10 protein-coding genes are annotated in these 13,866 nt (G+C 72.8%); 7 read left to right on the forward strand and 3 right to left on the reverse strand.

From position 1 onward, the window contains the following. From ACWPOB_RS20445 to ACWPOB_RS20465, 5 genes are all read left to right on the forward strand, one after another. The coding region (locus ACWPOB_RS20445; protein WP_455401918.1) for a non-ribosomal peptide synthetase at positions 1–3,565 on the forward strand (3,565 nt) is incomplete at its 5' end. Between the two features lie 32 nt (positions 3,566–3,597). Next, complete coding sequence (locus tag ACWPOB_RS20450) at positions 3,598–4,560, forward strand: ATP-binding cassette domain-containing protein (RefSeq protein ID WP_100058057.1); 963 nt, start codon at positions 3,598–3,600, stop codon at positions 4,558–4,560. Then, positions 4,557–5,342 carry an ABC transporter permease gene (locus ACWPOB_RS20455; protein ID WP_455401919.1) on the forward strand — a complete coding sequence of 262 codons (786 nt, stop codon included), beginning with the start codon at positions 4,557–4,559 and terminating at the stop codon, positions 5,340–5,342. Before ACWPOB_RS20450 ends, ACWPOB_RS20455 begins: the two co-directional genes overlap by 4 nt. Beyond that, positions 5,339–6,130: an ABC transporter permease gene (locus ACWPOB_RS20460; protein ID WP_455401920.1), complete on the forward strand. Its 792-nt coding sequence runs from the start codon at positions 5,339–5,341 to the stop codon at positions 6,128–6,130. The genes ACWPOB_RS20455 and ACWPOB_RS20460 overlap by 4 nt, the downstream gene beginning before the upstream one ends. A gap of 134 nt (positions 6,131–6,264) precedes the next feature. Next, the gene (locus tag ACWPOB_RS20465; RefSeq protein ID WP_455401921.1) at positions 6,265–6,522 is read left to right on the forward strand and encodes a chorismate mutase; all 258 of its coding nucleotides are present in this window, start codon (positions 6,265–6,267) and stop codon (positions 6,520–6,522) included. 63 nt (positions 6,523–6,585) lie between these two features. On the opposite strand, the gene ACWPOB_RS20470 is transcribed toward ACWPOB_RS20465, so the two are convergent. Beyond that, positions 6,586–6,975, reverse strand: coding sequence for a hypothetical protein (locus tag ACWPOB_RS20470; RefSeq protein WP_455401922.1), 390 nt, complete (start codon positions 6,973–6,975; stop codon positions 6,586–6,588). 326 nt (positions 6,976–7,301) lie between these two features. On the opposite strand from ACWPOB_RS20470, the gene ACWPOB_RS20475 reads away from it, so the two are divergent. Next, positions 7,302–7,547 (forward strand): hypothetical protein, encoded by a 246-nt coding sequence (locus tag ACWPOB_RS20475; protein ID WP_455401923.1) that lies wholly within the window; start codon positions 7,302–7,304, stop codon positions 7,545–7,547. Between the two features lie 80 nt (positions 7,548–7,627). Here the strand turns inward: ACWPOB_RS20475 and treY are convergent, their stop codons facing one another. Next, positions 7,628–9,988 carry a malto-oligosyltrehalose synthase gene (gene treY, locus ACWPOB_RS20480; RefSeq protein WP_455401924.1) on the reverse strand — a complete coding sequence of 787 codons (2,361 nt, stop codon included), beginning with the start codon at positions 9,986–9,988 and terminating at the stop codon, positions 7,628–7,630. Next, positions 9,985–12,378 (reverse strand): glycogen debranching protein GlgX, encoded by a 2,394-nt coding sequence (glgX, locus tag ACWPOB_RS20485; protein WP_455401925.1) that lies wholly within the window; start codon positions 12,376–12,378, stop codon positions 9,985–9,987. The genes treY and glgX overlap by 4 nt, the downstream gene beginning before the upstream one ends. Positions 12,379–12,481: 103 nt before the next feature. Here glgX and ACWPOB_RS20490 point away from each other — a divergent pair, with 103 nt between their 5' ends. Next, positions 12,482–13,762 carry an adenosylmethionine--8-amino-7-oxononanoate transaminase gene (locus ACWPOB_RS20490; protein ID WP_455401926.1) on the forward strand — a complete coding sequence of 427 codons (1,281 nt, stop codon included), beginning with the start codon at positions 12,482–12,484 and terminating at the stop codon, positions 13,760–13,762. Positions 13,763–13,866 lie beyond the last annotated feature (104 nt).

Here is a 13,866-nt window from a genome sequence, read left to right on the forward strand (position 1 = left end):
GGAGCACGTGCTGGTGCTGGTGTTGCACCACATCGCCGCGGACGGGGTGTCGGTGGCGCCGCTGGCCCGGGACCTGATCGCCGCGTACGCCGCCCGCACCGCGGGTGCGGCCCCGGCGTGGGCGCCGCTGCCGGTGCAGTACGCCGACTACACGCTGTGGCAGCGCGACATCCTCGGCGACGAGACCGACCCGCAGTCGACGGCCGCGCAACAGCGCGAATTCTGGGTGGAGACCCTCGCCGAGCTCCCGGACCGGATCACCCTGCCCACCGACCGGCCGCGCCCGGCCGTGCAGTCCATGGCGAGCGCCGACGTGGACCTCGCCGTCGACGCCGACGTGCACGCCCGGCTGCGGGCCGTCGCCGCCAGCGAACACGCCACGATGTTCATGACCCTGCACGCCGCGCTCGTGGCGCTGCTGTCCCGCCTCGGCGCCGGCGACGACATCGCGGTGGGCACCGCGGTGGCCGGCCGCGGCGCCGCCGAACTCGACGACCTGGTCGGGATGTTCGTCAACACCGTGGTCCTGCGCGCCACGGTGCGCCCGGACGTCGCCTTCGCCGACCTGGTGGCGCAGGTGCGCGAGGCCGACCTGGCCGCCTTCGCCCACGCAGACCTGCCGTTCGACCAGGTGGTCGAGGCGGTTCGCCCCGCCCGGTCCACCGCGCACCACCCGCTGTTCCAGGTCTCGCTCGCGCTGGCGAACTTCGAGGAGCCCGAGCTCGAGGTCGCGGGCCTGCGCATCGAGCTGCAGGACGTCGCCCACGAGGCCTCACCCTTCGACCTGAGCCTGACACTGCGCGAACGCACGACCGCCGACGGCGAACCCGCCGGTCTGGAGGTGACACTCGGTTACGCCACCGACCTGTTCGACGACGTCACCGCGCGGACCCTCGCCGCCCGCTTCGGCCGGCTGCTGACGGCGGTCGCCGAGAACCCGCACGCCGCGATCGGCGACGTCGACCTGCTCGACGCGCAGGAGGCCGACGACCTGCGCGGCAGCGCGGGCCCGCAGCCCGTCACCCCGGTGACCCTGCCCGAGCTGCTGCACGCCGCCGCGGCCGCGCGACCCGACGCCGTCGCCGTGGTCACCGACGACCGGCAGGTCACCTATCGCGAACTCGACGCCCGCGCGACGCTGCTCGCCGACGCGCTCACCGCGCGCGGCGCCGGTCCCGGCACCCTCGTCGCCCTGGCACTGACCCGATCGTTCGAATCGGTGCTCGCGGTCTGGGCGGTCGCACGGACCGGAGCGGCGTTCGTGCCCGTCGACCCGCGGCACCCGCAGGAACGGATCGAGTACATGCTCGCCGATTCCGGGGCCGCCCTGGGCGTGACCGTGACCGCGCACCACGACCGCCTGCCCGGCTCGCTCGGGTGGCTGGTGCTCGACGGCCCCGAGGCCGACACGCGCCTCGCGCTCGTCCCGCAGCGGCCGCGCGCCGCGGCCGTGCACGTGGACGATCCCGCCTACCTGATCTACACGTCCGGCTCGACCGGCACCCCGAAGGCGGTCACCGTCACCCACCGCGGACTGGGCAACCTCATTGCCGCGCAGCGGGAAACCCTGGCGCTGACCGCGCAGGCCCGGATCGCGCACATCGCCTCGCCGAGCTTCGACGCCGCGGTGTTCGAACAGCTCGCCGCGTTCGCTGTCGGCGCGCGGCTCGTGGTCGTACCGCCCACGGTGGTCGGCGGCGCCGAACTCGCCGACCGGCTTCGCGCGGCCCGGGTCAGCCACCTCGTCGTCACCCCCGCCGCGCTGTCGACGCTGGAGCCGGCGGCATTGACGTCGGTCGAGGTGCTGGCAGTGGCCGGGGAGGCGGTCGGTGCGGAGTTGGTGGACCGGTTCGCCGTGGGCCGGACGATGCTGAATCTGTACGGGCCGACGGAGGCGACGATCTGGGCGACGGCGTCGGCGGCGCTGACGCCGGGACGGGCGGTGACGATCGGATCGGCCGTGCGCGGAGTGACCTCCCTGGTGCTCGACGGGCGGTTGCGGCCGGCCCCGGTGGGGGTTGTGGGGGAGTTGTACCTGGCCGGGGACGGGCTGGCGCGGGGCTACCACGGGCGGGCGGGGTTGACCGCGAGCCGGTTCGTCGCGCATCCGCAGGTCCCGGGGGCGCGGTTGTATCGCACCGGCGACCTGGTGCGGTGGGTGCGGGCCGGAGGCCGGCTCGAACTCGAGTACCTCGGCCGCGGCGATCATCAGGTCAAGGTCCGCGGGATGCGGGTCGAGGTCGGGGAGATCGACGCGGCGCTCACGGGACTGCCCGAGGTCGACTATGCGGTCACTGTGGGGCGGCCCGGCCCGTCCGGCGCCCAGGTGCTCGTGTCGTACGTGCTCCCGGCTCCGGGGCAGGAACTCGACCCGGCCCGGGTGCAGCGCCGGACGGCCGAACGGCTGCCCGGACACCTGGTGCCCGCCGCGGTCGTCGTGCTCGACGCGCTGCCGCTGACCCCGGTGGGCAAGCTGGACCGGGCGGCGCTGCCCGAGCCGGTCTTCGCGGCCGGCTCGGGGCGCGCTCCGCGCACACCGACGGAGGAGGCGGTGGTCGCCGCGTTCGCGCAGGTGCTCGGCCTCGCGCAGGTCGGGATCGACGATTCGTTCTTCGACCTCGGCGGCAACTCCCTCGACGCCACCCGCGTCTGCGATCGGCTCGGCGCCGCCCTCGGGATCGCCGTGCCGGTGATCCAGCTGTTCTCGGCGCCCACCCCGGCGGCCCTGGCCGCCCGCATCGAGGACGCGGACACCGCCGGGCAGCCGGACTCACCGTTCGCGGTGCGGCTGCCGCTGCGCACCGAGGGCGACGGCGCCCCGCTGTTCTGCGTGCATCCGGCGGCCGGACTGGCCTGGTGCTACGCCGGGCTCGCCGCGCAACTCGCCCCCGGACGGCCGGTGTACGGACTGCAGTCCCCGCATCTCGACGGCCTCGAGGACGCCCCGGAAACGATCGCCGCGTACGCCGAGCGGTACGTCGACGAGATCCGCGCGGTCCAACCCACCGGCCCGTACCACCTGCTCGGCTGGTCCCTCGGCGGATTCATCGCGCACGCCGTCGCCGCGCGGCTGCGCGAGACCGGCGAGGAGGTGGCGCTGCTCGCGCTGCTCGACGCGGACCTGATCGCCCGCGACGTCGCCGCGCCGGAACCGCTGACGGTCGGCGAGCTCGTCGCCACTCTCGGTTCGTCGCTGGGCCTGCCCGACGCCGATCCGGCGCTGACGGCCGCCGAGGCCGCCGCGCTGATCCGGACCCACACCGGGGCCCCCGTCGACGCCGGTCACCTCGACCGGATGACCGCCGCCTACAACGGCTCGGCATCGCTGCTCGCCGGGTACCGGCCACCGCTCTACGACGGCGATCTCGTCTTCGTCACCGCGACGGCCGACAAGACGCACCACGCCGGGGGCTTCGCCGGCTGGCGGCCCTACGTCACCGGCGCGATGCACAACCACCTGCTCGACGTCGCGCACGACCGGATGACCGCCCCCGACGCGGTGCCCGCCCTGGCCACGGTGCTCGATCGGCACCTCGGCGACGACCGGTACCTCGCCGCGTCCTGATCCCGCAGTCCACCCCTTCCGAACGGAGCACCATGCCCCCCTCGACCCCAGCCGTCCTCGTCGACGCCGTCACCAAGAGCTTCGGGCCGGTCCCGGCCCTGTGCGGCGTGAGCTTCACCGCCGAGGCCGGTGAGGTCCTCGGCGTCCTCGGCCCGAACGGCGCCGGCAAGACCACCACCGTGAACATCCTGTCCACCCTGCTGCGGCCGGATTCCGGTCGCGCCGTCGTCGCCGGCCACGACGTCGTCGCCGACGCGGCCGGGGTGCGCCGCGCCGTGATGCTCACCGGTCAGTACGCCGCCCTCGACGACATGCTCACCGGCTTCGAGAACCTGGTCCTGTTCGCCCGGCTGCTCGGGCTGCGGCGCCGCGCGGCCCGCGCCCGGGCGCGGGAACTGCTCGCAGAATTCGACCTCGAGGACGCCGCCGACCGGCGGGTCGGCAAGTACTCCGGCGGCATGCGCCGCCGCATCGACATCGCCTGCGGGCTCGTCGTCCCGCCCCAGGTGGTGTTCCTCGACGAGCCGACCACCGGGCTCGATCCGCGCAGCCGCCAACGGGTCTGGGACCTGATCGCCGGCTTCAAATCCCAGGGCGTCACCACGCTGCTCACCACGCAGTACCTCGAGGAGGCCGACCTGCTCGCCGACCGGATCGTCGTCATCGACCGGGGCACCGTCGTCGCCGAGGGCACCCCCGCCCAGCTGAAGCAGCGCGTCGGCGCCACCTTCTGCGAGGTCGTCCCGGTGCGGGTGGCCGACGTGCCGGCCGTGGCGCACGTGCTCGGCCGGTTCGCGCCGGCCGCGGCGATCGAGGTCGCCGCCGACCGCGTCACGATCCCCGCCCCGCACGGCGCCGGCACCCTGGCGCAGGTCGCCACCGCCGTCGCCGCCCACGGCGTCGCCGTCTCCGACATCGCGCTGCGGCGACCGTCGCTGGACGAGGTCTTCCTCGCCCTCACTGCGGCGCGGCCGCGATTCGAGGTGGTGGCATGACCACGGCGACCGTCGCACCGGTTCCCTCGCCGCTCTACCAGTGGTGGGTGTTGTCCGTGCGCACCCTGATCCCGGCGATCCGCGGCGGCGAACTCGTCACCGCGCTCGTCGCGCCGCTCGTGTTCACCGTCGGGTTCTACGTGCCGCTGCAACGCGTGATCGCCCTGTTCACCGGCGGAACCGTCGATTACGGGCAGTTCCTGATGCCACTGATCGCGTTGCAGGCCGTGTCCTTCACCGCGATCTCCGCCGCCTTCCTGGCCGCGACCGACGCGGTGCACGGCATCGACCGCCGCTTCGCGACGATGCCGATCGCGGCGGCCGTACCGCTCGCCGCGCGCCTGTCGGCGAGCGCCGTCAAGTGCGCGCTGTCGCTGGCGGCGGCGATCGGCTGCGGGCACGTGATCGGGTTCCGGTTCGCCGGAACCGCCGCAGCCGTCGGGTTCTGCGCACTCGCGCTGACCGTCGGGATGGTCCTCACGCTCGGCGCCGACGTGATCGGCACCCTGTTCCGCAGCCCGGAAGCCACGACCCAGGCACTGATGCTGCCGCAGCTCGTGCTCGGGATGCTCTCCTGCGGCTTCGTCCCGATCGACCAGTTCCCGGCCTGGATCCAGCCGTTCGTCCGCAACCAGCCCGTCTCACAGTTCGCGTCGAGCCTGCGCGGTCTCGCCGACGGCACCGCCACCGCCACCGCGCTGACGCCGACGCTGCTGTGGCTCGGCGGGATCCTTCTGGTCGTCGTCCCCCTGGCGACCCGCACGAATCGGAGACAGCGATGAGCGCCACCGTGACCGCACCCGAGAATTCGGTACCCGCTCTCGTCAGGCACACCTGGCTGCAGGCGGGGCGCCTGCTCACCCGGTGGCGCCGGGATCCGATGACGATGCTGCAGAGCCTCGCCTACCCCGTGCTGCTGCTGCTCATGCTCGAGGCGGTGCTCGGCCGGCAGGTCTCGGCGTTCGCCGGGCACGACGCTCTGTACGGGACGGTGCCGATGGTCGTCGTGATGAGCGCCCTGCTCGGCTCGCTGGCCGGCGCCGTCACGCTCGGCCGCGAATGCGCGGCCGGGCTGCCCGCGCGGCTGTGGGTGCTGCCCGTTCACCGGGCGTCGGCGCTGGCGTCGCGGTTCCTCGCCGAGGCGGTGCGCATCGCCGTGACCACCGTCGTCATCGTCGCCGCCGGCTTCGTCCTCGGCTTCCGCTTCCAGCGGGGCCCGCTCGCCGCGATCGGCTTCCTCGCGGTGCCGGTGCTGTTCGGGGTGGCGTTCGCCGCGCTGGTCACCGCGGCCGCGCTCATGGCCGCGAAAACCGTGGTCATCGAATCGATCTCGCTGCTGTGCACGCTGATGCTGTTCTTCAACCCGGGTTTCGTGCCGATCGGTGCGTACCCGGAGGTGCTCGCGCCGGTGATCCGCAACCAGCCCATGACGAGTGCCGTCGAGACGATGCAGGCGCTCGCCCTCGGTGGCGCCGTCCAGGGGCCGCTGTTGCGCACCGTGGCCTGGTCGGTCGCCCTGCTCGCGGTGTGCGCCGTGCCGGTGATCCGCGGTTACCGGCGGGCACTGTGACCGGCTCCGTCGGGCGCGCCGGTGACCGTGACCCCGTCGGGGTGGCGAATCCGCCACCTGGGGTGGCTGTTACCCGCCGCGCCCGCGCGGGAGTATCGATGCAGCGAACACACCGAATCCCGAAGGGAGGCATCATGACCGCCGTTGCCGAACCAGGCACCACCGACTCCGAACTGCCCCGTCTGCGCGCCGACATCGACGGCCTCGACGCCGAGATCCTCGCCGTGGTGCGGCGCCGCATCGCGCTCGAACGACGGATCGGGCAGGTCCGGGTCGGGACGGGCGCGCCCCGCGTCACCCACGCCCACGACATGAGCGTGATCCGCCGATACGCCGCGGAGCTCGGCGAGGACGGTACGGCCCTGGCCCTGGTCCTGCTGCGCCTGCGTTAGCGGTGCGGAGCCCGCCTCGACGGTGCCGCGTGACACCCCTCGTCCCGGGCGTCGACATGGACCTCATTCGGTCGGCCACCGGCGGGGCAATCCCGGCTCCACACCCACAATCCGCAGGGCCGCCCGCTCGCCGTCCGAGAGATCACCCACCGTCGCGCCGCGCGCAAGGTCTTTCGCCGCTCGGAAGGCAACGCCCCGCACCGTGATCATCTCCAGCTCGTCGAAGCGCCGGCGCTTGCCGGACTCGAGGAGCCGGTGCACCCGCTCGGACCGGAGCAGGTCCGCATGCTCCTCCTCGAAACGCCTGGCTTCGCTCCTGGCGCACCGCCGAACTGCTCGGACGGCCTTGCGGGCGAGCAGCTCACAGACCCAGTCCGGCATGGGCTCCGCGCCGCGGAGCCAGCGCCCGGCGGTCGCGACGTCGAGTGGCCCCGCAACGGCGTGTGCGCGCATCGCCGCCGCCACATCAGCGACCCGAAGCCCCAAGGTGGCTGATACCGCGACCGGGCACAACGCGCGATCGGCACGGGCTTTCGCTTTCCGGGCAGACCGACGATCTCCCGTGGTACCCATCGGTTACCTCCTGCCCCTGCCGGAGAGCGAGGCCGACAATGCCACGACGTCATCCGTCAGCTCCTCTACCAGCGCTTTAGCGCCCCTGTCGCGCAGTACCTCGACGGTAGCCCCGACCGGTGACAAGCACCGCTCGGTCCGGGCCACGCCACGCCGAAGGGGGTCGACCCCTTCCGCCACACGATCCTGGGGTAACCCCAGGTCTGATGACCCAGACGTACGAGGGGATCGCATATCGAGTTCCGATGGTCACGGTCTACGAGTTCGATCGGTCGGCCCCGATCCGCCGGCTCCGCTCGTACTACGACAAGCTGGCCATCGAAGATCAGATCGCCGCGAGTCTTCCCAGGATCAAGGGATGGCTGTTGCGGAAGGCGATGCGCGTCCTCGTCGCGCAAGGACGCACAGGCCTCGAGACCCCCACGGGGCAACCTTCGACCGGCGTGAGCTGAACCGACGGCTCGTCCCGCCCGCCGTGTGCCCTCGGCCGGCGTCGCCGGCCGAGGGCTGTCCACCTCCGGGAGGAGAAGTCCTAGTCGCGGGCCAGCGCCGCAACGGGAAGATCCGCGAACACCTGCGCCGGCGACACCGTTCCCGACAGCCGCCGCCCGGTGAGCCGGTCCACCCAGAGTCCCGGCGGCAGGTCGAGCGTCGTGTCGCCCCACCCAGTTTCCTCCAGCGTGACAGTGTGCCGCGACGCGAGCGCCACCACGTCGACCTCGTCGGCCGCCGGGCCGCGCCCGAACCCGATCAGGTGACCGGCGGCCGGGCCCGACGCGGACAGCGGAACGTAGGCCCCGCCGACGAAGCTCGCCGGCCGCTCGCGGCGCAGGCGCAGCGCCGTCCGCACCACGGCGAGCTTCGCGGTGCCGGCGTCGTCCACGGCCGGCGGCGCGTCCTGTTCGAGCAGCCGGCGTCTCGTGGCGAAGTCCACGGGCCGCCGGTTGTCCGGGTCGACGAGCGAGTCCTCCCACAGTTCGGTGCCCTGGTACACATCGGGGATGCCGGGTCCGAGCAGTTGCAGCAGCTTCTGCCCGAGCGAATCCGCGGAGAAGTGAGGGGTCAGGGACGAGACGAACTCGGTCAGTGACGCGCCGACCGGCCCGTCGCACACCGCGTCGAGCCAGGCCGCCACCGCGCCCTCGAACTCCTCGTCCACCTCGGTCCAGGTGGTGCGCAAGCCGTTCTCCCGCAACGCCTTACGGGCGTATTCGCGCAGCCGCGACCGCAGTTCCCCGGTCACCACGCCGTCGCGCGGCCACGCGCCGAACAGGTTCTGCCACAGGAACAGCCCGGTGGCGGCGTCCGGCGGCGGGGCGACGGATTCCCATTCGGACAGGCACGCCGCCCACAGCTGCGGCACCTGGGAGAGCACCCCGATGCGGGCGCGGACGTCCTCGCCGCGCTTGGTGTCGTGCGTCGACAGCGACGTCATCGCCCGCGGCCACCGCCGCGCCCGCTCCGCCCACGCCAGGTGGAACTCGGCGACGGGCAACCCGAACCGTCCCGGGTGGCCACCGACCTCCTGCAGCGACACCAGCCGCGCCGCCCGGTAGAACAGGCAGTCCTCGACGGCCTTCGCCGTCGCGGCGCCGCACACCTGGCCGAACCGGGCCGCCGCCTCTCCGCCGCGGGCCAGGGCCCGGGCCAGCACCTCGAGGGCGGGTTCGAGCGCGGCGTCGGCGCGGGCGCGGTCACCCAGGATGCGGGGCAGCATCCCGCCCAGCGGCGCATAGTCCGACCGGTAGACGGGCAGTTCCGCCGCCACCGCGATCACCGCGTCGCGCAGCCGCTCGTCCGGGCAGGTCGCGTCGGCGGCATCTCGCCGCACCGCCCGCACCAGCCGCCGCACCTCCGGCGCCAGCCCCGCCTGCAGCACCGCGCGCTTGATCTGCTTCTCCTGCGCGTGCAGCCACTCCGCGTCGCCGGGGGTGCCGGTGCGGTCGAGCGACAGCGCGCTCAGGTCCTTCTCGCCCCGCGGATCGAGGAACACCGCACCGACCTCGCCGAGCGCGTCGTAGCCCGTGGTGCCGTCGACGGGCAGGGTTGCGTCGAGCGGTTCGCCGTCGCCGAGAATCTTCTCGATCACCAGCCACCGGTCCGGGCCGACGAGTCCGCGCAGCCGCTGCAGGTAGCCGGTCGGGTCGGCCAGGCCGTCCGGATGGTCCACGCGGACGCCGTCGGTGAGGTCGTCGTCCATCCACGACGCCACCTGGGCATGCACCGCGTCGAACACCGCGGGATCCTCCACCCGCACCGCGGCGAGGTCGTCGACGGTGAAGAACCGGCGGTACCCGATCAGGCCGCTGTCCCACGGCACCAGCTGATACGCCTGCCGCGCATGTACTTCCGCGCCGGTCCCGGCGTCGGTGCCCGGGGCGACGGGGAAGCGCCGCTCGTAGTAGGCCAGCGTCGGCTCGTCGCCGGTGCGGTCGAGGGTCAGCTCCTCGACGTCGGCCGCCGAACCCAGCACGGGCAGGGCGATCCGGCCGTCGGTGCCGTTGTCCGCGGCCCAGTCGACGTCGAAGTAGGTCGCGTACCGCGAGTCGCGGCCGTGCCGCAGCACGTCCCACCACCACGGGTTCTCGCGGGGATCGCCGACGCCGACGTGGTTGGGCACGATGTCGATCAGCAGACCCATCCCGCGGGAGCGGACCTCGCGGGCGAGGGCCTCGAGGCCCGCGCGGCCGCCGAGCGCCGCCGACACCGTGGTCGGGTCCACCACGTCGTAGCCGTGGGTCGATCCGGCCGCGGCGCTGAGCACGGGGGACAGGTACACGTGTGAGACCCCGAGCGCCTCGAGGTAGTCCACGAGCGCGATCGCGTCCGCGAAGGTCGTCCCGTCGCCGGTGAGCTGCAGCCGATACGTCGACGACACCGGGCGCGGGCTCATGCGGTCCTCCGCAGCACCAGCAGCGAACGGGCCTGCACCCGCACCGACCCCCCGGCGGTCACGAGCTGTTCACGCAGTCCGTCCGGCACGTCCGTGTCCAGCGCCACCGACCATTCCTGTGCGTGCGGACCGTCGGGGGTGACGAAGTCGATCGGCTCGTCGTGGGCGTTGAAGCACAGCAGGAACGAATCGTCGACGACGCGTTCGCCGCGCTGGTTCGGCTCGTGGATGCCCTCGCCGTTGAGGAACACCGACAGCGACTTGCCGAACCCGCTGTCCCAGTCCTCCGGGGTCATCTCCTCGCCCGCCGGGGTGCGCCACGCGATGTCGCGGGACTGCTCGCCGCTGCGGATCGGCCGGCCCTCGAAGAACCGCCGCCGCCGGAACACCGGGTGCGACCGGCGCAATGCGATCACGTTGCGGGTGAAGCCCAGCAGGTCCGCGTTCGTCTCCGCCAGCGACCAGTCCATCCAGGACAGCTCGTTGTCCTGGCAGTAGACGTTGTTGTTGCCCTGCTGCGTGCGCCCGAACTCGTCACCGTGCGCGATCATCGGGGTGCCCTGGGACAGCATCAGTGTCGCCAGGATGTTGCGGCTCTGCCGCTGCCGCAGGGCCAGCACCTCCGGGTCGTCGGTGGGGCCCTCGGCGCCGCAGTTCCACGAACGGTTGTGCGACTCGCCGTCCATGTTGTTCTCGCCGTTGGCGTCGTTGTGCTTCTCGTTGTAGGAGACGAGGTCGGCGAGGGTGAAGCCGTCGTGCGCGGTGACGAAGTTGATCGAGGCGCTCGGGCGGCGGCCGGTGGCCTCGTACAGGTCCGACGAGCCGGTGAGCCGGGAGGCGAACTCGCCGAGAGTGGCCGGTTCACCGCGCCAGTAGTCGCGGACCGTGTCGCGGTACTTGCCGTTCCACTCGGTCCACAGGCCGGGGAAGTTCCCCACCTGGTAGCCGCCCTCGCCGACGTCCCACGGTTCGGCGATCAGCTTGACCTGCGAGACGATCGGATCCTGCTGCACCAGGTCGAAGAACGCGGACAGCCGGTCCACGTCGTGCAGTTCGCGGGCCAGGGTGGAGGCCAGGTCGAAGCGGAAGCCGTCGACGTGCATCTCGGTCACCCAGTAGCGCAGCGAATCCATGATCAGCTGCAGGGTATGCGGGTGGCGGGCGTTGAGGCTGTTGCCGGTGCCGGTGTAGTCCATGTAGTAGGACTTGTCGTCGTCGACCAGCCGGTAGTAGGCGGCGTTGTCGATGCCGCGGAAGGAGATGGTCGGTCCCAGGTGGTTGCCCTCCGCGGTGTGGTTGTAGACCACGTCGAGGATCACCTCGATGCCTGCCTCGTGGTAGGCGCGCACCATCGCCTTGAACTCGGCGACGACGCCGCTCGGGTTGCTCGCCGACGAGTAGTCCAGGTGCGGGGCCAGGAAGCCGAAGGTGTTGTAGCCCCAGTAGTTCCGCAGCCCACGGTCCAGCAGGACCTGATCGTGCATGAACTGGTGCACGGGCATCAGTTCGATCGCGGTGACCCCGAGGCTCTGCAGGTGGTCGATGATCACCGGGTGTGCCAGTCCGGCGTAGGTGCCGCGCAGCTGCTCCGGCACGCCGGGGTGGGTCGCGGTCATGCCCTTCACGTGGGCTTCGTAGATGACGGTCTCGTAGTAGGGCCGGCGCGGGTGCCGGTCGGAGGCCCAGTCGAAGAACGGGTTGATCACCACGGTCGTCATCGTGTGCCCGAGCGAATCCAGCTGCGGGAAATCGGGATTCGCCGGTGCGGCGGGCTCGGGGGCGGACTCGGCCTCCGTGTCGCCCCCGGTCCCGTCGCCCCCGGTCCCGTCGCCCCCGGTCCCGTCGGAGTCGACCGCCTCGTCGGCGGCGGCACCGGGCGTGTCCTCGGCGGCCTCGGCGCCGGCGTCCTCCGCGGCCCGGGCCGCCGGCTCCGGTGCCGACCGGGCCTCCTCGGCTCCTGCCGAATGCTCCGGTTCGGACGGTGCCTCCTCGGCCCCGACCATCGCGTACGAGAACAGGGACGCATCGCCGTCGAACGCGCCGTCGTAGGCCTTGCCGTAGGGGTCGAGCAGCAGCTTGCTCGGATCGCAGCGCAGGCCCTGCGCCGGATCGTAGGGGCCGTGCACCCGATAGCCGTAGCGCTGGCCGGGGGTCACCGTGGGCAGGTAGACGTGCCAGACGTTGCCGTCGACCTCCTCGATCGGCACGCGGGTCTCGGTGCCGTCCTTGGCGATCAGGCACAGTTCGACCTTCTCGGCGACCTCGGAGAAGAGGGCGAAGTTCGTGCCCGCCCCGTCGTAGGTTGCGCCGAGCGGATATGCGCTCCCCGGCCACACCGGGATGTCGGCCGGGAGGGCCTCCGTGGACGTGCTCGGCTCGGTGGGTTCCATGACCGCAACCCTAACCGGATCGACGGTCGCGTACGGGGCGAGCAAGCCGCCCCGGCACAGGCGACGATCGGCCCCGGGGCAGGGACGCCTACAGTCGATCCCCGTGACCGTTCGTCGTCTGAGTCCCGACCGGGTCGCCGCGCTCGACGCGGCGCACCTGTGGCACCCCTACGGAGCCGTCCCTGCATCGACCGCGCCGCTCGTGGTCGACGAGGCGCACGGGACCCGGCTGCGGCTGGCCGACGGCCGGGAACTCGTCGACGGCATGAGCTCGTGGTGGGCCGCCGTGCACGGATACCGCCACCCGGTCCTCGACGCGGCGGTCACGCAGCAGCTGGGCCGGATGAGCCACGTCATGTTCGGGGGCCTCACCCACGAGCCGGCCGCGCGGCTCGCGGAGCTGCTCGTGGAGATCACCCCCGACGGTCTGGACAAGGTCTTCCTCGCCGATTCCGGGTCGGTGTCGGTGGAGGTCGCGGTCAAACTCGCACTGCAGTATCAGCGCGCGGCCGGCAGGCCGGGACGTCACCGGCTCATGACGTGGCGCGGCGGCTACCACGGCGACACGTTCGCGCCGATGAGCGTGTGCGACCCCGAGGGCGGCATGCACTCGATGTGGACCGGCGTGCTGCAGCGGCAGGTGTTCGCGCCGGCGCCGCCCCGCGAGTTCGATCCGGCGTACGTCGCCGAGTTCGAAGCGCGGCTCGAGGCCCATACGGACGAGCTGGCCGCCGTGATCGTCGAGCCGGTGGTCCAGGGGGCGGGCGGGATGCGCTTCCACGACCCCCGCTATCTGAACGAGCTGCGCCGGATGTGCGACGCACACGGCCTGCTGCTGATCTTCGACGAGATCGCCACCGGGTTCGGCCGTACCGGGGAGCTGTTCGCCGCCGACCACGCGGCCGTCGCGCCGGACGTCATGTGCGTCGGCAAGGCGTTGACCGGTGGCTATCTGACCCTGGCCGCGGTGCTGTGCACGTCGACCGTCGCCGAAGTGGTCAGCGCGGGCGAGGGCGGCGGCATCATGCACGGCCCGACGTTCATGGGCAATCCGCTCGCGTGCGCGGTTGCCGTCGCTGCCGTGGAGTTGCTGCTGTCGCGGGATTGGCGCGGCGAAGTGGCCGCGCTGGCCGCCGGCCTCGAGGCGGGCCTGGCGCCGGCGCGGGAGCTGCCGGGCGTGGTGGACGCGCGGGTGCTCGGCGGCATCGGCGTGCTCGAACTGGACCGGCCGGTGGACATGGGCGCCGCGACGGCGGCCGCCGTCGCGGCCGGTGTGTGGCTGCGCCCGTTCCGCAACCTGATCTACGCGATGCCGCCCTACGTCTGCAGCGCCGACGACGTGCAGCGGATCGCCGCGGGGATGCGCGCGGCGGCCCGGGCCTGATCCGGCCCGGCACGCCGGGTCACGAGCGGGGAACTCGCGGGGCGGCGGTCACCGCCGGCGGCCCCTGCACGGGGGAATCAGCCGCCCGGAGCGTCACTTGAACA

The sequence above is a fragment of the Rhodococcus sp. 2H158 genome (genome assembly GCF_053764755.1).